The 18,891-nt window shown below is 65.8% G+C and carries 21 protein-coding genes; 3 read left to right on the top strand and 18 right to left on the bottom strand.

Going from position 1 to position 18,891, the window contains the following annotated elements; translation table 11 throughout:
* Nucleotides 1-32 precede the first annotated feature (32 nt).
* The 11 genes from LOY51_RS08575 to ccmA form a co-directional block, all read right to left on the bottom strand.
* Nucleotides 33-971: a 2-hydroxyacid dehydrogenase gene (locus tag LOY51_RS08575; protein WP_258645707.1), complete on the bottom strand. Its 939-nt coding sequence runs from the start codon at nt 969-971 to the stop codon at nt 33-35.
* A 156-nt stretch (nt 972-1,127) separates the two neighbouring features.
* A complete protein-coding gene (locus LOY51_RS08570) occupies nt 1,128-1,541 on the bottom strand; it encodes a hypothetical protein (protein ID WP_125857953.1) in 414 nt (137 codons plus the stop codon).
* Between the two features lie 12 nt (nt 1,542-1,553).
* Complete coding sequence (gene ccmI / locus LOY51_RS08565; RefSeq protein ID WP_258645705.1) at nt 1,554-2,741, bottom strand: c-type cytochrome biogenesis protein CcmI; 1,188 nt, start codon at nt 2,739-2,741, stop codon at nt 1,554-1,556.
* Nucleotides 2,734-3,210, bottom strand: coding sequence for a cytochrome c-type biogenesis protein (locus LOY51_RS08560; RefSeq protein WP_110995287.1), 477 nt, complete (start codon nt 3,208-3,210; stop codon nt 2,734-2,736). The genes ccmI and LOY51_RS08560 overlap by 8 nt, the downstream gene beginning before the upstream one ends.
* The gene (locus tag LOY51_RS08555) at nt 3,207-3,743 is read right to left on the bottom strand and encodes a DsbE family thiol:disulfide interchange protein (RefSeq protein WP_125463303.1); all 537 of its coding nucleotides are present in this window, start codon (nt 3,741-3,743) and stop codon (nt 3,207-3,209) included. The genes LOY51_RS08560 and LOY51_RS08555 overlap by 4 nt, the downstream gene beginning before the upstream one ends.
* On the bottom strand, nt 3,740-5,713 hold the full coding sequence (locus LOY51_RS08550) for a heme lyase CcmF/NrfE family subunit (RefSeq protein ID WP_189654562.1): 1,974 nt from the start codon (nt 5,711-5,713) through the stop codon (nt 3,740-3,742). Before LOY51_RS08550 ends, LOY51_RS08555 begins: the two co-directional genes overlap by 4 nt.
* An 11-nt stretch (nt 5,714-5,724) precedes the next feature.
* Nucleotides 5,725-6,168, bottom strand: coding sequence for a cytochrome c maturation protein CcmE (ccmE, locus tag LOY51_RS08545; RefSeq protein WP_110995284.1), 444 nt, complete (start codon nt 6,166-6,168; stop codon nt 5,725-5,727).
* Nucleotides 6,165-6,341, bottom strand: a complete 177-nt coding sequence (gene ccmD / locus LOY51_RS08540; RefSeq protein WP_110995283.1) for a heme exporter protein CcmD — start codon at nt 6,339-6,341, stop codon at nt 6,165-6,167. Before ccmD ends, ccmE begins: the two co-directional genes overlap by 4 nt.
* Entirely contained in the window at nt 6,338-7,105 is a 768-nt protein-coding gene (locus tag LOY51_RS08535) for a heme ABC transporter permease (protein ID WP_125857950.1), read from the bottom strand. Before LOY51_RS08535 ends, ccmD begins: the two co-directional genes overlap by 4 nt.
* Nucleotides 7,106-7,151: 46 nt before the next feature.
* The gene (gene ccmB, locus LOY51_RS08530) at nt 7,152-7,820 is read right to left on the bottom strand and encodes a heme exporter protein CcmB (protein WP_110995309.1); all 669 of its coding nucleotides are present in this window, start codon (nt 7,818-7,820) and stop codon (nt 7,152-7,154) included.
* The gene (gene ccmA / locus LOY51_RS08525; protein WP_125463301.1) at nt 7,817-8,449 is read right to left on the bottom strand and encodes a cytochrome c biogenesis heme-transporting ATPase CcmA; all 633 of its coding nucleotides are present in this window, start codon (nt 8,447-8,449) and stop codon (nt 7,817-7,819) included. The genes ccmB and ccmA overlap by 4 nt, the downstream gene beginning before the upstream one ends.
* Nucleotides 8,450-8,693: 244 nt before the next feature.
* On the opposite strand from ccmA, the gene fliK reads away from it, so the two are divergent.
* The 3 genes from fliK (at nt 8,694) to LOY51_RS08510 (ending at nt 13,424) form a co-directional block, all read left to right on the top strand.
* Nucleotides 8,694-10,268 (top strand): flagellar hook-length control protein FliK, encoded by a 1,575-nt coding sequence (gene fliK / locus LOY51_RS08520; protein ID WP_125857948.1) that lies wholly within the window; start codon nt 8,694-8,696, stop codon nt 10,266-10,268.
* Entirely contained in the window at nt 10,265-10,603 is a 339-nt protein-coding gene (locus tag LOY51_RS08515) for an EscU/YscU/HrcU family type III secretion system export apparatus switch protein (protein ID WP_125463299.1), read from the top strand. The genes fliK and LOY51_RS08515 overlap by 4 nt, the downstream gene beginning before the upstream one ends.
* Nucleotides 10,604-10,673: 70 nt before the next feature.
* Nucleotides 10,674-13,424: a dermonecrotic toxin domain-containing protein gene (locus tag LOY51_RS08510; RefSeq protein WP_125857947.1), complete on the top strand. Its 2,751-nt coding sequence runs from the start codon at nt 10,674-10,676 to the stop codon at nt 13,422-13,424.
* A 55-nt stretch (nt 13,425-13,479) separates the two neighbouring features.
* Here the strand turns inward: LOY51_RS08510 and LOY51_RS08505 are convergent, their stop codons facing one another.
* From LOY51_RS08505 to LOY51_RS08475, 7 genes are all read right to left on the bottom strand, one after another.
* On the bottom strand, nt 13,480-13,875 hold the full coding sequence (locus LOY51_RS08505; RefSeq protein ID WP_110995277.1) for a DUF2802 domain-containing protein: 396 nt from the start codon (nt 13,873-13,875) through the stop codon (nt 13,480-13,482).
* 1 nt (nt 13,876) lies between these two features.
* Nucleotides 13,877-14,356: a chemotaxis protein CheW gene (locus tag LOY51_RS08500; RefSeq protein ID WP_110995276.1), complete on the bottom strand. Its 480-nt coding sequence runs from the start codon at nt 14,354-14,356 to the stop codon at nt 13,877-13,879.
* A gap of 67 nt (nt 14,357-14,423) precedes the next feature.
* Nucleotides 14,424-15,299, bottom strand: coding sequence for a CheW domain-containing protein (locus tag LOY51_RS08495; protein WP_258645695.1), 876 nt, complete (start codon nt 15,297-15,299; stop codon nt 14,424-14,426).
* Nucleotides 15,299-16,087 carry a ParA family protein gene (locus LOY51_RS08490; protein WP_110995274.1) on the bottom strand — a complete coding sequence of 263 codons (789 nt, stop codon included), beginning with the start codon at nt 16,085-16,087 and terminating at the stop codon, nt 15,299-15,301. Before LOY51_RS08490 ends, LOY51_RS08495 begins: the two co-directional genes overlap by 1 nt.
* A 63-nt stretch (nt 16,088-16,150) precedes the next feature.
* On the bottom strand, nt 16,151-17,008 hold the full coding sequence (motD, locus tag LOY51_RS08485; protein WP_125857945.1) for a flagellar motor protein MotD: 858 nt from the start codon (nt 17,006-17,008) through the stop codon (nt 16,151-16,153).
* A 3-nt stretch (nt 17,009-17,011) separates the two neighbouring features.
* Entirely contained in the window at nt 17,012-17,752 is a 741-nt protein-coding gene (locus LOY51_RS08480) for a flagellar motor protein (protein WP_110995272.1), read from the bottom strand.
* A complete protein-coding gene (locus tag LOY51_RS08475; RefSeq protein ID WP_258645689.1) occupies nt 17,752-18,876 on the bottom strand; it encodes a protein-glutamate methylesterase/protein-glutamine glutaminase in 1,125 nt (374 codons plus the stop codon). The genes LOY51_RS08480 and LOY51_RS08475 overlap by 1 nt, the downstream gene beginning before the upstream one ends.
* Nucleotides 18,877-18,891 lie beyond the last annotated feature (15 nt).

Here is an 18,891-nt window from a genome sequence, read left to right as displayed (position 1 = left end):
GGCAGGGTGCCAGGCAAACATCGGCAAAAGGTTCAGCCGCGAACGGGCGTGAGCACTGGCTGGCCGGCGAAGAACGCCTCCAGGTTGCGTAGCACCAGGGTCACGGTGTCACGGGCCGCTTGCGGTGACTGGCCGGCGACATGCGGGGTGAGTACGGTGTTGGCCAGCGCCTTGAGCGCATCGGGCACGGCAGGCTCGTCATCGAACACATCCAGCGCAGCGCCGGCGATCGCACCCTGCTGCAAGGCAGCGACCAACGCCTGGGTATCCACCACGCTGGCTCGGGCGATGTTGACCAGATAGCCCTCGGCGCCCAAGGCTTCGAGCACCTGGGCATCCACCAGGTGGCGAGTGCCGTTGCCGCCCGGAGTGGCCACCACGAGGATGTCCACCGCGTCGGCCAGGTGCAGCGGGCTGTCGTACCAGGTGTAGGGCACATCGGTGCGCGGGGTGCGGCTGTGGTAGCTGACGTTCATGTCGAAGCCCAGGGCGGCGCGCCGGGCGATGGCCTGCCCGACAGCGCCAAGGCCGATGATGCCCAGGCGTTTGCCACTCACCGATGGGCTGATCACTCGGTTCCATTCACCGCGACGGGTGCTGGCGTCAGCACGCGGGATGTCGCGCAGCAGCGCCAGCAGCAGGGCCAGGGTATGGTCAGCGACCGCGCCGGCATTGGCCCCGGCGCCATTGGTGACGGTGATGCCCCGTGCCGCGGCGGCGGCCAGGTCGACCTGCTCGTAGCCGGCGCCGATCACGCAGATGATCTGCAGCTTCACCAGCTGTTCGATTTCAGCACCAGTCAGGCCCAACGGGCCACGGGTGAGCACAGCATCGATTTCGCCAGCGTGCCGGGCGATGGCATCGGCGCGCAGCTGCGGCGAGGGCGCGCGGATCAGGCGGTAACCGGCCTGTTCCAGCAGGGGTAGGTAGTCATCGACGGTTTCCACCAGCACCAGGACTGTCTTGCTCATGCCACCCTCCATTGAATGCGAAGGGGGAGTATGCCAGTTGTTGACGCTGCCGGCCCTATCGCGGGGCAAGTCGCATCGGCGCACCGCCGCTCCCACGAAGAATCGTGGGAGCGGCGGTGCGCCGATGCGACTTGCCCCGCGATCAGACCACGGCAGTTATTGCCCGAACGCCCTGCCCAGGCCACCCGGCACACCACTGCTGTCGGTGTCCTGCCACGGGCCGTTGGGGCTCAACGACCAGCTCCAGCCGTTGTTCCAGCGGTAATAGGTGCGTTGGCGGTAGAAGGTGTTGGGCTGCTTTTCCAGCACATAGACCCCCAGCTTCGGGTCCCAGTGGCTGGCGCCGCCGGGTGGCGGGGCAAAACTGGCGGAAGTGCGCGGCATTGGCTTGGGCGTCGCCGCCGGCCCACCGGGCTTGCTGCCTGGCAGCGGCTTGACCGCCGGCCCCTGGTGCGGCGGCGGTGTGGTCTGGATTGGCGGCAGCGGCTCGCGCTCGCCTGGCTGATGCACCGTACACGCGGACAGACCCAGGGCCAGGGTAATCAGGGTCAGGCGGACGGTGCTGTTCATGGCGTTGCTCTCTTATGAATCGGGGCTGTCGATGGTCAGGTGCTGGATGGCCTGGGTGCCGCTGGCCAGCGGGGCGCTCTGGCCTTTCCACTCACCGTGGGTCGGCTGGCCTGCACGGGAGACACGGGCAACCAGTTGGACTTCAGCGTAGTCCGACAGTTTCATCTGCGGCATCATCGCGTCGGCGTCCGACAGCTCCACCTCGATCGGCAACTGCGCCACGGTCACCCGCTTGGCCGCCAGCGGCATGGGCGGGCCATTGCTGGCGCGGGCGAAGATGAACACGGTGTCGTCCGGGCGGACCTTGTCCTTGAGCGCGGCGGCCAGCTCTACCCGCACTTTCAGACGTGCGCTTTGCTCGACCTTGGCGCCGCCAGCCTTGAGCTTGTCTGCGGCGCGGTCGATGCCGCCCTGCAGTGCGGCACGCGAGGCATCGCCCTCGGGCAGCTGCGCCAGCAGGCGCTGCCAGAAGCCGATGGCCTCCTGGTAACGCTGCCCCTCGAACGCGGCAATACCGCGCAGGCCAAGGCTGGTGACTTCCTGCGGGTCGGCCTTCAAGGCCTCCTCGGTCAGCGCTTGCAACTGCGGGCTCCACTGCTTGTCAGCGGCGAAGTACAGCGCCTGGGCCCATTGCCCGAGCAGCTCCGGCTGGCGCCCGGCCAGGGATACTGCGCGCTCGAAGGCCTTGGCGGCATCCGCCGGGCGCTGATCGGCCATATAGGTGCGGCCCAGGATGTACAGGGCTTCGGCCGAGTCCGGCTGGGCCTGTACCGCCCGCTCCAGGCGCGAGGTCATTTCCTGCATGGATTGCGGCGCCTTGGCGAACTCCTGGGTCAGCTCGACCTTGTCGGCAGCGCCGAAGTGCAGGTACAGCCCCAGCGCCATGGCGGGCACCAGCACCGCCGCCAGCAGCGGGATGGCCTTGCCCAGGTGGCCCTGGCGGGCGGCGCCGTCGCGCTCGGTGTCGGCCAGCAGCTCGCGGGCCGCTTCGTCGCGGCCCTTGGCCAGTTGTTCGGCGTCGAGCACCCCGGCCTGCTGCTGGGCAGCCAGCTCGGCGACCCGTTCTTCGAACAGCGCCACGTTGAGTGCGGTACGGTCCTGCTCGGCCTGCTGGCGACGGCGGCCACGCAGGATCGGGAGCAGCAGAAATGCCAGGGCGGCGAGCAGCAGCAGGCCCGCGCTAAGCCAGAATTCAGTCATGGGTACGGTCTTTTTCCAGCAGTTTGGCGAGACGCTCGCGTTCGTCGGCAGACAATTCGGCGGGGCCGGCCGCGGCTTGGCCACGGCGGCGGCGCACGATCAGCGCCAGCACCACGAAACCGCCAGCCAGCAGGATGCCCGGGCCGAACCAGAGCAGGAAGGTGCGCCCACTGAGCGCTGGCTTGTAACGCACGAAGTCGCCATAGCGATCGACCATGAAGTCGACGATCTGCTGATTGCTCTTGTTCTCGCCAAGCATGCGGAAGATCTCGCGGCGCAGGTCGGCGGCAATCGGCGCGTTGGAGTCGGCGATGTCCTGGTTCTGGCACTTGGGGCAGCGCAGTTCCTTGGTCAGTTGCTGGTAGCGCTCACGCTCGGCTTCGTCGCGAAACTGGTAGGTGTCGATGGCCGCCCTGGCGGCGCCGGCCAGGCTCAAACCCAGCACGGCGGCGGCTAACCAGCGCTTCATGGCCTGGCCTCATCGACCAGGCCCTGGTACAGCGGCGCCAGCTGCTCGCGCCACACCGTGGCATCGACCACACCGACGTGCTTGTAGCGGATGATGCCCTTGGCATCGACCAGGAAGGTTTCCGGCGCGCCGTACACCCCCAGGTCCAGGCCCAGCGAGCCTTGCGGGTCGGCGATATTGAGCTGGTAGGGGTTGTGGAACTCGGCCAGCCATTTCAACGCGGCGGCGTTGTCGTCCTTGTAGTTGACCCCGTGGATCACCACACCCTGCTCGGCGAGCTGGTTGAGGTAGGGGTGCTCGACCTTGCACGACGGGCACCAGGTGCCCCACACGTTGACCAGCGCCGGACGGCCGAGCAGGTCGGCCTGGGTCAGCGTGCGGTCGCCCTGCACGGTACCCAGCGAGAAGGCCGGGAACGGCTTGCCGATCATCGCCGAGGGTAGCTCGTCGGGCTTGAGGAACAGCCCTTTGTAAAGAAACACCGCCACCAGCAGAAATACCGCCAGTGGCACCACCATGACCCAACGCTTCATGCAGTTGCTCCAGACACGCCCAGGGCCTCACGCACCCGGGTCTTGACCTTGACGCGGTAGCGTCGGTCGAAGGCCGCCAGCAAGCCGCCCAGGCCGGTCAGCAGACCGCCCAGCCAGATCCAGCGGACATAGGGTTTGATATGCACCCGCACCGCCCAGGCGCCGTTTTCCAGCGGCTCGCCCAGAGCGACATACAGGTCGCGGGTAAAGCCGGCATCGATGCCGGCCTCGGTCATCATCGACTGCTGCACGGTGTACAGGCGTTTTTCCGGGTGCAGTACCGAGACTTCCCGGCCCTCGCGGGAAACGCGCACGGTGCCCTTGTCGGAGATGAAGTTCGGGCCCTCGAAGTGCTTGGCGCCTTCGAACAGGAAGTGGTAGCCGCCCAGCTCGACCGTCTCGCCCGGCGCCATGCGCAGGTCGCGCTCGGCGCTGTTGTTGCTCGACAGCACCACGCCCAGGGCGCACACCACCAGGCCGAGGTGGGCCAGCTGCATGCCCCAGTAGCTGCGACCAAGGCCGCCAAGGCCTTTGAACAGGCCCTTGTGGCGGGTCTTGTCGAGGATGTCGCGTACGCCGCTGAGGACCACCCAGGCAGCCAGGGCGAATACGCTCAGGGCCGGCCAGTCGAAATCATCGACCAGCAACCCGGCGAGCGGCGCCAGCACGGCGCTGCCGATCAGCACCGGGGTCATCATGCTGGCCAGCCATTTGCCGGGGGTGTCCTTCCAGCGCACCACCACACCCACGCCCAGCACCAGCATCAGCAGCGCCATCAGCGGCAGGAACAAGGCATCGAAGTAAGGCGGGCCAACCGACAGCTTGGCCCCGGTCAAGGCATCGAGCACCAGCGGGTAGAGAGTGCCGAGCAGGATCATGGAGGCCGCCACCACCAGGACCAGGTTGTTGGCCAGCAGCAGGGTTTCCCGCGACCACAGGGCAAAGCCGACCTGGCTCTTGACCACGGGTGCGCGCAGGGCGAACAAGGTCAGCGAGCCACCGACCACGAACAGCAGGAAGATCAGGATGAAGATGCCGCGCGACGGGTCGGCGGCGAACGCGTGCACCGACGTCAGCACGCCGGAACGGACCAGGAAGGTACCCAGCAGGCTCAGCGAGAACGCCGCGATGGCCAGCAGCACGGTCCAGCTCTTGAACACGCCGCGCTTTTCGGTGACCGCCAGCGAATGGATCAGCGCCGTGCCCACCAGCCAGGGCATGAACGAGGCGTTTTCCACCGGGTCCCAGAACCACCAGCCGCCCCAGCCCAGTTCGTAGTAGGCCCACCACGAGCCGAGGGTGATGCCCACCCCGAGGAAGGCCCAGGCCACGATGGTCCAGGGCCGCGACCAACGCGCCCAGGCAGCGTCCAGGCGCCCGCCGAGCAGCGCGGCGATGGCGAAGGCGAAGGCCACCGAGAAGCCCACGTAGCCCATGTACAGCATCGGCGGGTGAACGATCAGGCCGAAGTCCTGCAGCAGCGGGTTGAGGTCGCGACCGTCGCCTGGCACCTGCGGCAACAGGCGCGAGAACGGGTTGGACGTGATGATCAGGAAGCTCAGGAAGCCGACGCTGATCATGCCCATCACCGCCAGCACCCGGGCCAGCATCACTTGCGGCAGTTGGCGCGAGAAGATCGACACGGCGAAGGTCCAGCCACCGAGGATCAGCGCCCACAGCAGCAGCGAGCCCTCGTGGGCGCCCCACACGGCGCTGAACTTGTAGTACCAGGGCAAGGCGCTGTTGGAGTTGCTGGCCACATAGGCGACCGAGAAGTTGTCGGTCATGAAGGCGTGGGTCAGGCAGGCGAAGGCGAAGGCAAGGAAGGCAAACTGCCCCCAGGCCGCCGGGCGCGCCAGGCTCATCCACAGGCTGTCGCCGCGCCAGGCGCCAAGCAAGGGCACCGTGGCCTGCACGACCGCGAAGCAGATCGCCAGGATCATCGCCAACTGGCCGAGTTCGGGGATCACCAGGGCCGCGTTCATGGCTTGGCCTCCGCCTGGCCGCTTTCTTTCAGGGCCTTGCTGACTTCCGGCGGCATGTATTTCTCGTCGTGCTTGGCCAGCACTTCGTCAGCCACCACCACGCCGTCGGCGTTGAGCTTGCCCAGCGCGACGATGCCCTGCCCTTCGCGGAACAGGTCGGGGAGGATGCCGCGGTAGGTGATCGGCACGGACTTGGCGTAGTCGGTGACCACGAAGCGCACGTCCAGCGAGTCCGCCGAGCGCTGCACCGAGCCCTTCTCGACCATGCCGCCGGCGCGGATGCGGGTGTCCAGCGGCGCTTCGCCGTTGGCGATCTGCGTGGGGGTATAGAACAGGTTGATGTTCTGCTGCAGGGCACTCAGGGCAAAGCCCACGGCCACGCCGACACCGGCCAGCAGGCCGAGGATGATGAACAGGCGTTTCTTGCGCTGCGGATTCACGGTTTGCTCTCCCGGCGCAGACGGCGCGCCTCTTCTTGCAGGTAGCGCCGGCGGGCCAGCAGGGGCGCGGCGACATTCAGCGCCAGCACCGCCAGGCAGATGCCGTAGGCCGACCAGACGTACAGGCCATGGTGGCCCATGGCGAGGAAATCATTGAACGAGGCGAAGCTCATCGTGCTGCCCCCCGGCCCAGGCTGTTCATTACCTCATCCTTGACCCAACTGGCGCGGGCTTCGCGCTTGAGCACTTCGAGGCGCATGCGCAGCAACAGCACCACGCCGAAGAAGCAGTAGAAACCCAGCGCCGTGAGCAGCAACGGCAGCCACATTTCCACCGGCATCGCCGGTTTTTCGGTAAGGGTGAAGGTGGCGCCCTGGTGCAGGGTGTTCCACCACTCCACCGAGTACTTGATGATCGGGATGTTGATCACGCCGACGATGGCCAGCACCGCGCAGGCCTTGGCCGCGCTGTCGCGGTTACTGATGGCCTGGCCCAGGGCGATGATGCCGAAGTACAGGAACAGCAGGATCAGCATCGAGGTCAGGCGCGCGTCCCACACCCACCAGCTGCCCCAGGTCGGCTTGCCCCAGATGGCGCCGGTAACCAGCGCCACTGCGGTCATCCAGGCGCCGATGGGCGCTGCGCATTGCAGGGCGACGTCGGCCAGTTTCATCTTCCACACCAGCCCCACCACCCCGGCCACCGCCAGCATCACGTAGCAGGACTGCGCCAGCATCGCTGCCGGCACGTGGATATAGATGATGCGGAAACTGTTGCCCTGCTGGTAGTCCTGGGGGGCGAAGGCCAGGCCCCAGGTGATGCCCACCAGCAGCAGCAGGATGGCGGAAACGGTCAGCCACGGCAGCATGCGGCCGCTGATGGCATAGAACCATTTGGGGGAACCCAGCTTGTGGAACCACGTCCAGCTAATTTTCATCAGGGTACATCCAGGGTGTTGGCCAGGCTGCAATGCCCGGAACTCGTTATTCGCCGACGCTGATCTTCAGGCCGGCGGCGATCGCAAAGGGTGCCAGTGTCACCGCCAGGGCCGTCAGGCTGGCGAGCCAGAGCAGGTGGCCGGTGGCCGGCATATTCTGCAACGCCGCCTGCAACGCACCACTGCCCAGGATCAATACAGGGATATACAACGGCAGAATCAGCAACGCCAGCAGCAAACCGCCGCGCTTGAGACCGACCGTCAGCGCCGCCCCCACCGCGCCCAGCAGGCTCAGTACCGGCGTGCCCAGCAACAGCGAAGCGAGCAGCACCGGCAGGCAACTGGCCGGCAAGCCGAGCATCAGCGCCAACAGTGGCGCCAACAATACCAGCGCCAGGCCGGAAAAGATCCAGTGCGCCAGGACCTTGGCCAGCACCAGTAACGCCAGTGGGTGCGGCGACAGCACCCACTGCTCCAGCGAGCCGTCCTCGAAGTCACTGCGAAACAGCCCGTCCAGCGACAGCAACACCGCCAGCAACGCCGCGACCCAGACCAGTCCCGGCGACAAGGTTTGCAACAATTGCGTCTCAGGGCCCACCGCCAGGGGGAACAGCGCGACCACTATGGCAAAGAACACCAGCGGGTTGGCCAGTTCCGCCGGACGGCGGAACAACAGGCGCGCTTCGCGGCGCAACAGCAGAAGGAATACGCTCATGCCGCCCATTGCCCCAGGTTAAGTTCACGGTAACCGGCAGGCTTGTGCGCGAGGCTGTGGTGGGTGGTCAGCACCACCGTGCCGCCTTGTTCGCAATGCGCCGCCAGGTGCGCCTCGAGCTGGGCGACGCCCTGCTTGTCGAGGGCGGTGAACGGTTCGTCGAGAATCCACAGCGGCGGGCTGTCCAGGTACAACCGCGCCAGCGCCACGCGCCGTTGCTGGCCGGCTGACAGGGTATGGCACGGCACATCCTCGAAACCGCGCAGGCCGACGGCCTCCAGCGCGCGCCAGATGGCATCGCGGCCCGCCGGCTGGTGCAGCGCGCAGAGCCAGGCGAGGTTCTCCTCGGCGGTGAGCAAGTCCTTGATGCCGGCGGCGTGCCCGATCCAGATGAGGATGCTGGCCAGGGCGTGGCGCTGCTCGGCCAATGGCTGGCCGCCGAGCAGGATCTGCCCGGCGGTGGGCTGCATCAGCCCGGCCAGCAGGCGCAACAGGCTGGTCTTGCCGCTGCCGTTGGGGCCGGCGATCTGCAGCATGTCGCCAGGGCGCAGTTCGAAGTCCAGGTGCTCGAACAGCAGTCGCCAGTCGCGCTCGCAGGCCAGGCCTGCGGCTTGGAGGTGAAGGGTCACGGTTTCGCCTTATTAAGGTTGGGCTCATGATCTACGCCGCTCCTTCGCGGGTAAACCCGCTCCCACAAGGACCAACGCAATCCCTGTGGGAGCGGGTTTACCCGCGAAGCAGACGACACCGGTCTTAAACCCTGTGTCTCAAGTCGCCCCCTGCCCTGCCGTTATACTGGCAGGCGGGCGGCCGGCATTATTACACGCGCTGTCCCGCTGCCAAGAGGGCGGGTTCGACAGGTTGTATACAATCATGACTGAAATCAATAGTCTCGGCGCACAAACTGCGCCAAGCCCCCAGGCGACCAGGGCCGCCATGACCGGTGAACTGCTGCGCCTGCTGCAATCGCAGCCCGATCTGCTGGCACCGGGCGAGACGGCGCGCGCCGAAGTCATGTCGCTGCGCCAGGTCGGCCAGGAATTCCAGCTCCTGCTGCGCCTGACCCAGACCAACGGCAACCAGACCCAGCTGCAGGCCAGCGCCAGCCAGCCACTGCCCCAGGGCAGCCTGATCACCGTCAGCCAAACCGACAGCAACCGCCTCGCGGTGCTGGTGCAGCAGGCCAACGCCAACAATATCGCCACCCTCACCCGCCTCGACACCCGCCAAGTGCCGGTCGGCACATTGCTGCAAGGCAAAGTGCTGACCAGCCAGGCATTGCCGCAGCCCCCCGGAGAAGCAGCCAGCTTCCGTTCGCTGGTGAGCCTGCTCAACAGCAGCCAGGCCGGAGCCACCCTGACCATCGACAGCCCACGCCCACTACCGGTCGGCAGCCTGCTTAGCGCCCTGGTGCAAGGCGACCAGTCGCTGCGTTTCGTGCCCCTCAGTGGCCGTCAGGATCAACTGGCGATCGCCCAGCACCTGGTCACCCAGCAAGGGCAGCAGGCATCACTGCCGGGGCTGCTCAGCGGCCTTCAGCAGATCGCCCGCTCGCCAGACGCCGGTGTCGAACTACGCGCCAGCGCCGAGCGCCTGCTGGCCAGCCTGCCGGACGCCCGCCAACTGAGCGAACCGAAGAACCTCGCCCAGGCGCTCAGCAGCAGCGGCGCATTCCTGGAGTCCAAGTTGCTCGGCGGCCTTGCCAGCGGCGTGGCACCCGACCTCAAGGCACAGCTGGTGCGCCTGATCGCCCAGTTGCCGCCGCCACCGGCCAACGCGACACTCAGCCCGATGCTGACCAGCACTTCCCTGGCCCAGGCGCTGCCTGGCTTTGCCCGCAGCGCACTGGGCATGCTCGGCCAGGTCAGCCCACGCCCACAGTCGGGCCCCTTCCCGCTGCCCACGCGCCTGCTGCAGAAGCTGGAGCAGGAAGGCGATCTGCAGCAACTGCTGCGCCTGGCCGCCGGGGCCGTGTCGCGCCTGCAGAGCCATGCGCTGTCCAGCCTGCAGCAATCCGGCCAGCTGGAAAACGGCAACCTGCAGACCACCTGGCAGACCGAAATCCCCATCCGCCACGGCCAGGAGTTCATCCCCCTGCAGGTCAAGCTGCAACGCGAGGAAACCCCGCAGCAGCAAGCCGACCGTGAACGTGAACAGCACGAACAGCGTGATCCGCTGGCCGCACTATGGCGCATCGAGCTGGCCTTCGATCTGGCCCCCCTTGGCCCCCTGCAAGTCCAGGCTCAACTGTCCCAGGGGCGCCTGTCGGGCCAGCTCTGGGCCGAGCAGGAGCGCACGGCACGGCTGATCGACAGCCAGCTCGGCGCCCTGCGCGAACGCCTGCTGGCCTGCGGCCTGGATGTCGGCGACCTGGAATGCCATCCCGGCACGCCACCGCAAGGCCCACGCACACGCCTGGAACAACGTTGGGTGGACGAGAACGCATGAAGCAGCCGCAACCACGCCAGGCCATTGCCCTGAGCTACGACGGCCAGCAGGCCCCCACTCTGAGTGCCAAGGGCGACGACGAACTGGCCGAAGCCATCCTCGCGCTGGCCCGCGAGCATGAAGTGCCGATCTACGAGAATGCCGAGCTGGTACGCCTGCTGGCGCGCCTGGAACTGGGCGAGCAGATCCCCGAAGCGCTGTACCTGACCATCGCCGAGATCATCGCCTTCGCCTGGCAACTGCGCGGCAAGGTGCCGGCCGGCTTCGACGACACACCGCCAGGCGAACGGGACATTTCCCCATCCGTACTCGCCCTGCCCGAACCGCGACGATAACTATGTAGGGCCCGCGCGCCCCCGCCGCCTGCCACCTTTGCCAACTCGTTAACGGCTAAGGTGCACTACCTTGAATACTCCCATCGTCAACAACGCGGGTGTGCAGTACGTCCGCGACCATCTGCGCCACTTTCCTCGCCCCGACCGCATCGCTGCCGATGCCATCAAGGCCTGGGCGGCCCAGCACCAGCTGAATCTGGACCCCGACCAGGTCGATGTGGTGACCCTGCACTACCAGTCAGGCAGCAACGCCAGCTGGGAGGGTATCGTCGTGCAGAAGCAGAGCCTGACGCAGGCCATGCTGTCGAACTGGCAAGGCGAATCCAACAACAATCTGGTTGGCGGATTGTTCGGTGAACCCTGGGCCGGGCATTTTCCCGGCAAGATCCGCCTGGTCGAAAAATTGCGTGAGCGCGAGTGGTACAGCAATGGCGCGGCCTACGCAGTGTACAACGGCCTGTTCCGACGCTCGCAGCCTCAGGAATACAGCCACAAGACCCATATCGATGTGCCGGCCGAAGACCTGCAGCGGTTCATCTGGAACCTGGATTTTCATACCCGCTACAAGGCCTTGCTGGACAGCTATTGGTCCAACCACCTGGACAGCTATCGCGTCAGCGCGCAGATCAACTTCCTCGCTGCCTGCAACAAGCAGGCAGCGCAAGGCAGCCTCAGCCGCGCCGGCGTACGCCTCGCCTGGCAGGCCGCTGGAGTGACCACCCGACCTTCCAGCGTCCTGGTCCGCCCACTGAATGTGTATGGCTATACCGCGACCGACCTGCTCTGCTTCAAGGACAGGACCAGCGGCCTGACCCTGCTGTACATACCCGGCAACGCCTCGCCCCTGCATGAGTTCGCCAACGAGGCGCTGCTCAAGGAGTGGTTCGCGCAGCAGTGCAAGGACCTGCAAAAACGCCAGGCGCTGATGGAACACTTCGCCCAGGCCGATACGCCGGACGGCCTGAGCTACAGCGGCCTGGCGACTGCCCTCGACGGCCTGGCGGCATACCCGCGCAGCAACGACCTGAACCCTCAGCGCCCCGGGTTCACCACAGAAGGCCATTGGGCGCCTCGGGACTATGTGAACTACAAGATCAACACCTACAGCCCGCCCATCGCAGGCGAGCTGTTCCTGGCGCTGGCCCAGCGCCACAAACGTCGCAGCTATCAGGACGCGGACTTTATCGTCACCGACCAAAACGAAGTGCTCAAGGCGCGCTGGCGCGGTTACCTGAAGTCGGCGCTCGACTACCTTGCGCCCCTGGCGCTGGTGGTACCGGAACTGGCTCCGCTGTTCGCCATCGGCGGCATGGCGCAATTCGGCCTCGGGCTGGATCAGGCCATCCACGGCAAGAGCCAGGCGCAACAGGCCGCGGGCGTGCAAGGGGCCGCCTTCGGCCTGCTCAACGCCGCGCCCCTGTTGCACCAGCTCGCCCAGGAATCACCCTTGCTGCTGAGTTTCAAGGACGAACGCTTCGTCATGCCCAGCCAGGTCAACGGCCAGTTGGGTTATCCCATGGGGCCGGTCTCGCCGCCTCACTTTCCTGAAGCAATAGTCGAGTACTTTCACAACCCCGAACCGATCGCCCCACTGACTGACGCCGATCCACTGGTCAGCAGCAGGGTTACACGCACGCCGCGCTACGACGGCACACCCGACAGCCTGTATGCGACGGTCGACGGCTATGTCACCGAAATGATCTACGACGTGGAGTTCGATGCGTTCATCCGGGAGGACGAACTCAACCATGTGGACCCTAACTTCCATGTACCGGATCCAGAGACCAACCGTCTGATGGAAGTCGATGTGCGCACCCGCCCGGTCACCGACGCCATGCGCATGGGCACGTTGCGTGCGTTGGGTATCGACCTGCACCTGCCGGTCGAGTACCCCACTATCGACGCCACGGCACTGCAGCCGATCCCCAAACAGGTATCGAGCATCTGGGTCGGTGACAAGGTGATCAGTCCAGCGCTGCTGACCAACCTCGGAAGGAACGCCACGCGCCTGAGTGAAAGCCAGTATGCCTACCGGTTGTTCCTGTCGAACACAACGCCCGAAGCCTACCGGGAGAACCTGCGCCTGCTCGCCGAACACGCACCGACCCTCCAGGTCATGACCCTGGAAGAACAGCCGTTCTACGCCAGCTTCCAACGCAGTCGCTACTTCGCTCAGTACCAGGCGGCCATCGACGGCAACAGTGGCGTGGCCACCAATTTTTCCTCTGCTTCGGACGTGCTGCGTTATCCGTTGCTCAACCACGAGGGCGGCCTGTACCTGGACGTGGACGACACCCTGCGCGAACCTGGCAGGCCGCTGATGATCAATGGCCAGCCACGGGGCGAGCCGGGCGAGGCCATCGATTCGATCGAATTGCTCGCCCCCAGGGATGGCCTGCTGCTGTACCCACCGGTTTCCAACGAAAAGCTCGGCATGCACTTGCTGTACAACACCACACCGATCGGCAGCCACCCAGGCAACCCACTGCTGGAGGCCATTTCGGAGGAAATGCATTCAAGGTTTGCCGCGGAGCCGGGCTTCTATGACAGCCGACCCGACCCACAGGTCGACCCGCAGGCCGCCTACGACTATGCAACGAGACTGAACAAGTTGACCGGTCCGGCCATGCTCAACAGCGTAATCGACAGGCACATGCCACTGCAGGCCACGCTGCGCCAGATCACCAACCTGTATGGCATGCCCCGGGTAAACGCAGGGCACTTCGTCGACCTGCAGCGCTTCAACCAATTGCAGCACCAGTGGCTGCCACTGGGCCGCATCGTCAGGATCGGCGGCAGCCATTCCTGGGCCACCACCTGATGTCACTCAAGCCTGTCGGGGCCGCTGCGCGCCCTCGATAGCGAGCCGGCGAGGATCACTCGCCGTGGTGCAGCTTGCGCATCAGTTCGGCCTCGGCCTGGGTCAGGCCGCAGGTTTGCGTGAGCTCCTCGACACTGGCCCCCATGCCTACCAGCTTGGCGGCCTGCGTGAAGGTGACGCTGTTGGGGTCGCGTTGTTCCAGTTGCTGGAGCTTCTCCGGCAACGGCGCGACCACCGCGCGCAGTTCGTGAATGGCCTCGCCCATGCGCACGGTACCGTTCTGGTAGTCGTCCAGGCGCTTGCCCAGGTCCTTGATGCGCTGATCACGCAGCGCATCGCCCTGGGCCTGCTGTGCCGCCAGCTCGCGCTGGCGCTTGCTGTAATTGAGGAAGAACCACAGGCTCAGCGCCCACAGCAGCGCCAGGAGGATGACAGCAGCCTCGAAAATCAACTCAGATGCTCTCCAGCTCGGACCACTCTTCCTCGGTCATCATCTTGTCCAGCTCGACCAGGATCAGCAGCTCGCCGTTCTTGTTGCAGACGCCCTGGATGAACTTGGCCGATTCTTCGTTGCCGACGTTCGGCGCAGTCTCGATTTCCGACTGACGCAGGTACACCACTTCAGCGACGCTGTCGACGAGGATACCGACCACCTGCTTGTCCGCCTCGATGATGACGATGCGGGTATTGTCGGTGATGTCCGAGGGCATCAGGCCGAAGCGCTGGCGGGTGTCGATCACCGTCACCACGTTGCCGCGCAGGTTGATGATGCCCAGCACGTAGCTGGGTGCGCCCGGCACCGGAGCGATCTCGGTGTAGCGCAGCACTTCCTGGACCTGCATGACGTTGATGCCGTAGGACTCGTTGTCCAGACGGAAAGTAACCCATTGCAGGATCGGATCTTCGGAACCTTGTGCAGACGACTTCTTCATTCCCCTAGCCCTCTCAATCCGCCTTCGGCGGTGTGCTCTGTATAGCCGCGGCAGTAGCGGCGTTGATTCAGTTGTGTTTGGTATTCATCTGCTTGACCGCGCCACTGGCGATCAGCTCGGCCAGCTCGGCGACGTCGAGCAGCGCGCACATGTGTTCGATCACCGTGCCGGCCAGCCACGGGCGCTGGCCGCGCTGGCTGCGCCACTTGATCTCGTTCGGGTCCAGGCGCAGCGAACGGCTGACCTGGTGTACCGCCAGCCCCCATTCGTAGCCCTGCACCGAAATCACGTACTGCAGGCCCTGGCGGAAGTCCTCGCGGTAGCGGTCGGGCATGACCCAACGCGCGGTATCGAGGACCTTCAGGTTGCCCGCCTGGCAGCTGAGGATGCCGAGGAACCAGTCGGGCTGGCCGAACAGCGGCGTCAGTTCCTGACCGGCCAGCGAGTAGATCGAGCCCAGGCATACCAGCGGCACCGCCAGCGTAAGGCCGGCGACGTCGAACAGCAGGCATTCGAACGGTTCGGCCGCCCAGGCTGGGCGGCCGTCGACCGTGGCCGGTGGCACAGGCGCGGCGGGTGCTGGCAGGTGCACCTCGACCAAGGGTGCGACCGGTTCGGCGGCCTGCACCTCGGCCGGCACTTCTTGCTCGACCACGCTGACCACTGGCTGGGCCGGCGGCAGAACGGTCGGCAGCACCTTGACCTGCGGCTCGGCAAAAGGTCGCGGCGCTGCGGGTGCCGGTTCGGCCTGGCGGCGGGCGTCAGCGGCCTGTTCTTCGCGAACAGCCGCTTCGAATTCGTCACTGGGCGCCTGGCTGGCCGGCTGCGCGGCAGGCGCAGGTTCTGGCAGCTCGAACGACTCGGTGGCTTCCTGCAGCAGGCCATCAAGGTACGACTGCAGGGCCATTTGCGGTTTGCTGGCAATATGCCGGGCTTGGTTCATCAGGCCACCTGCAGCGCGGAGCGATAAGTAAGCAGGTGCTTGAGCAGCGCCCGGTAGGCAATGACGCCACGGCTCTTGCCGTCGAACTGCGAGGGCGTGACACCATTGCGGCTGGCATCGCGCAGGCGCGTGTCAACCGGGATGTAGCCCTGCCAGACCTGCTCGCCATAGGTGTCGCGCAGCACTTTCAAGGTGCCCAGCGATGCCTGGGTGCGGCGGTCGAACAGGGTTGGGACGATCTGGTAGGGCAGTGCCTGCTTGCGCGAACGGTTGACCATGGCCAGGGTCCCGACCATGCGCTCCAGGCCTTTGACGGCAAGGAACTCGGTCTGCACCGGGATCACCAGCTGCTGGCAGGCGGCCAGGGCATTGACCATCAGCACGCCGAGCAGCGGCGGGCTGTCGATCAGGGCAAAGTCGAAGTCCTGCCACAGCTGCGCCAGACTCTTGGCGATCACCAGGCCCAGGCCACTCTGCCCCGGCGACTGGCGCTCCAGCACCGCCAGCGCGGTGCTCGACGGCAGCAGCGAGATACGCTCGTCGCTGGTGGGCAGCAGCAACTGGCCCGGCAGCCCTTCGGGCACCGTGCCTTTATGCAGGAACAGGTCGTAACAGCTGTGCTCGAGCGCGTCGGGGTTGTGCCCGAAATAGCTGGTCATCGAGCCGTGCGGGTCGAGGTCGACAACGACCACGCGCTTGCCCGCCTCGGCCAGCAGGCCGGCCAGGGCGATGGTGGTGGTGGTCTTGCCAACGCCACCCTTTTGATTGGCTACTGCCCAGACTCTCATAGGACAACTCTTGACTCGTTGATGCCGGCGATCACCGCCTTGCGGCGACAGAGAATTGACGAGTTATTGCCCCGCCACCGATGCTGGCGAGGCTGGTGCACTTTGTGTGCCAGCCCGGCGCAAGGCCGCATCCGGCGTGGCGTTGGCACTGCCGCTACCGGTCAGGCTGCGACGCACCTCGAGGTTGCGTGAAATCACCAGCACCACCCGACGGTTGCGCGCGCGCCCTTCAGCAGTGTCGTTGCCGGCCACCGGCTGGTACTCGCCGTAGCCCACCGAAGCCATGCGCGCCGGGTTGACGCCTTCCATCGCCAGCAGGCGGACGATGCTCGCCGCACGCGCCGAAGACAGCTCCCAGTTGGTCGGGTACTGCGCCGTGCGGATCGGCAGGTTGTCGGTGAAGCCTTCGACGTGCACCGGGTTGGCGAACGGCTTGAGGATCTTCGCCACTTTTTCGATGATCGAGAACGCAACATCGCTGGGCATGGCGTCACCGCTGCCGAACAGCAGCGAGGAGTTGAGCTCGATCTCGATCCACAGCTCGTTGCCGCGCACGGTCATCTGGTCGGACTTGATCAGGTCGCCGAACGCATCGCGCACATCGTCGGCAATGCTCTTGAGCGGATCGACACTGGCCTGGGCCAGGCCGGCGTCGGTCTGCTCGCTGTCCTTGACCAGCGGCTCGGCCGGCTTGACCGTGAGCGGGCGCTCGTCACCGATGGGGATCGGCTTCATGCTGCGCTCGGGGTCGTTGAACACCCCGATCAGCGCCTGCGAGATCTGCTTGTACTTGCCCTCGTTGATCGAGGAAATCGAGTACATGACCACGAAGAAGGCGAACAGCAAGGTGATGAAGTCGGCGTACGACACCAGCCAGCGCTCGTGGTTTTCATGTTCCTCGGTATGACGACGACGGGCCATGGGTTACTCCATGAAGCCTTGCAGCTTGAGTTCGATCGAACGCGGGTTCTCCCCTTCGGCGATCGACAGCAGGCCCTCGAGCAGCATCTCGCGGTAACGCGACTGGCGCAGGGTGACGGCCTTGAGCTTGTTGGCGATCGGCAGCAGGATCAGGTTGGCACTGGCAACACCGTAAATGGTGGCGACGAACGCCACGGCAATGCCGTTACCCAACTGCGAAGGGTCGGCGAGGTTGCCCATCACATGGATCAAACCCATCACCGCACCGATGATACCGATGGTCGGCGCATAGCCGCCCATGCTCTCGAACACCTTGGCCGCCTGGATGTCGCGGGACTCCTGGGTCAGGAAATCCACCTCGAGGACGCTGCGAATGGCTTCCGGCTCGGCGCCGTCGACCAGCAGTTGCAGGCCTTTACGCGCATAGGGGTCGGGCTCGGCATCCGCCACGCCTTCCAGGCCCAGCAGGCCTTCCTTGCGCGCGGTCAGGCTCCAGTTGACGACACGGTCGATACCGCCGGCCAGGTCCACCCGTGGCGGGAAGAAGATCCAGCGGACGATCTGCAGCGCCCGTTTGAACGACGACAGCGGCGACTGCAGCAGCGCCGCCGCCAGGGTGCCGCCCAGGACGATCAGCGCCGCCGGGCCGTTGAGCAGCGCACCGACATGCCCACCCTCGAGGAAGTTACCGCCAACGATGGCGACGAAAGCGAGGATCAGGCCGATCAGGCTCAAGACATCCATCAGACGCACGCCTCGACCAGGTGCTTGCCGATCTCGTCCAGGCTGTACACCGCGTCGGCGAGGTTGGCCTTGACGATCGCCATGGGCATGCCATAGATCACGCAACTGGCCTCATCCTGCGCCCATACGGTGCTGCCACCCTGCTTGAGCAGGCGCGCGCCTTCGCGGCCATCGGAGCCCATGCCGGTGAGCACCACCGACAGCACCTTGTCGCCATAGGACTTGGCGGCGGAGCCGAAGGTGATGTCGACGCAAGGCTTGTAGTTCAGGCGCTCGTCGCCCGGCAGGATTTTCACCGTGCCACGGCCGTCGACCATCATCTGCTTGCCGCCAGGCGCCAACAGGGCCAGGCCCGGGCGCAGCACGTCGCCGTCCTCGGCTTCCTTGACGCTGATCTTGCACAGCTTGTCCAGGCGTTCGGCGAAGGCCTTGGTAAAGGCCGCCGGCATGTGCTGGATCAGCACGATCGGCGCCGGGAAGCTGGCAGGCAGCTGGGTGAGCACGCGCTGCAGCGCGACCGGGCCGCCGGTGGAGGTACCGATGGCCACCAGTTTGTAAGGCTTGCGCTTGGGTGCTGGCGAATGGGCAGCCGCAGGCGCGGCGGTGCGCACCGGCGCGGCCGGGCGAGCAGGCGCGCTGCCGGCAAAGCTGCTGGCCGGGGCGTGGCTGCTGGCCGGTGCAGGCGCTGCGGCCGGCGCCGGGCTGGAATAGGCGCCGAAACGGCGGTTGCTGCGTGCAAGGGTGTGAACCTTCTCGCACAGCATTTGCTGGACCTTCTGCGGGTTGCGCGAAATGTCCTCGAAATTCTTCGGCAAGTAGTCCACTGCACCGGCATCCAGCGCATCCAGCGTAACGCGGGCGCCTTCATGGGTCAGCGAGGAGAACATCAACACCGGCGTCGGGCAGCGCTGCATGATGTGCCGCACCGCAGTGATGCCGTCCATCATGGGCATTTCGTAGTCCATGGTGATGACATCGGGCTTGAGCGACAGCGCCTGGTCGATAGCTTCCTTGCCATTGGTCGCGGTGCCCACGACCTGGATCGTCGGGTCGGCCGAGAGAATTTCCGAGACACGGCGGCGGAAGAAACCGGAATCATCCACCACCAGGACCTTGACTGCCATAAACACTCCATTAGG

This window comes from Pseudomonas sichuanensis, assembly GCF_024749065.1.
Taxonomy (GTDB): Bacteria; Pseudomonadota; Gammaproteobacteria; order Pseudomonadales; family Pseudomonadaceae; genus Aquipseudomonas; species Aquipseudomonas sichuanensis.
Note: the sequence above shows the minus strand (reverse complement) of the source record. Positions and strands in the feature narration are given on the sequence as shown.

Coding starts and splice junctions, on each gene's coding strand:
- LOY51_RS08575 (WP_258645707.1), bottom strand. CDS start 971: ATGAGCAAGACAGTCCTGGTGCTGGTGGAAACCGTCGATGACTACCTA.
- LOY51_RS08570 (WP_125857953.1), bottom strand. CDS start 1,541: ATGAACAGCACCGTCCGCCTGACCCTGATTACCCTGGCCCTGGGTCTG.
- ccmI (WP_258645705.1), bottom strand. CDS start 2,741: ATGACTGAATTCTGGCTTAGCGCGGGCCTGCTGCTGCTCGCCGCCCTG.
- LOY51_RS08560 (WP_110995287.1), bottom strand. CDS start 3,210: ATGAAGCGCTGGTTAGCCGCCGCCGTGCTGGGTTTGAGCCTGGCCGGC.
- LOY51_RS08555 (WP_125463303.1), bottom strand. CDS start 3,743: ATGAAGCGTTGGGTCATGGTGGTGCCACTGGCGGTATTTCTGCTGGTG.
- ccmD (WP_110995283.1), bottom strand. CDS start 6,341: ATGAGCTTCGCCTCGTTCAATGATTTCCTCGCCATGGGCCACCATGGC.
- LOY51_RS08535 (WP_125857950.1), bottom strand. CDS start 7,105: ATGAAAATTAGCTGGACGTGGTTCCACAAGCTGGGTTCCCCCAAATGG.
- ccmB (WP_110995309.1), bottom strand. CDS start 7,820: ATGAGCGTATTCCTTCTGCTGTTGCGCCGCGAAGCGCGCCTGTTGTTC.
- fliK (WP_125857948.1), top strand. CDS start 8,694: ATGACTGAAATCAATAGTCTCGGCGCACAAACTGCGCCAAGCCCCCAG.
- LOY51_RS08515 (WP_125463299.1), top strand. CDS start 10,265: ATGAAGCAGCCGCAACCACGCCAGGCCATTGCCCTGAGCTACGACGGC.
- LOY51_RS08500 (WP_110995276.1), bottom strand. CDS start 14,356: ATGAAGAAGTCGTCTGCACAAGGTTCCGAAGATCCGATCCTGCAATGG.
- LOY51_RS08495 (WP_258645695.1), bottom strand. CDS start 15,299: ATGAACCAAGCCCGGCATATTGCCAGCAAACCGCAAATGGCCCTGCAG.
- LOY51_RS08490 (WP_110995274.1), bottom strand. CDS start 16,087: ATGAGAGTCTGGGCAGTAGCCAATCAAAAGGGTGGCGTTGGCAAGACC.
- motD (WP_125857945.1), bottom strand. CDS start 17,008: ATGGCCCGTCGTCGTCATACCGAGGAACATGAAAACCACGAGCGCTGG.
- LOY51_RS08480 (WP_110995272.1), bottom strand. CDS start 17,752: ATGGATGTCTTGAGCCTGATCGGCCTGATCCTCGCTTTCGTCGCCATC.
- LOY51_RS08475 (WP_258645689.1), bottom strand. CDS start 18,876: ATGGCAGTCAAGGTCCTGGTGGTGGATGATTCCGGTTTCTTCCGCCGC.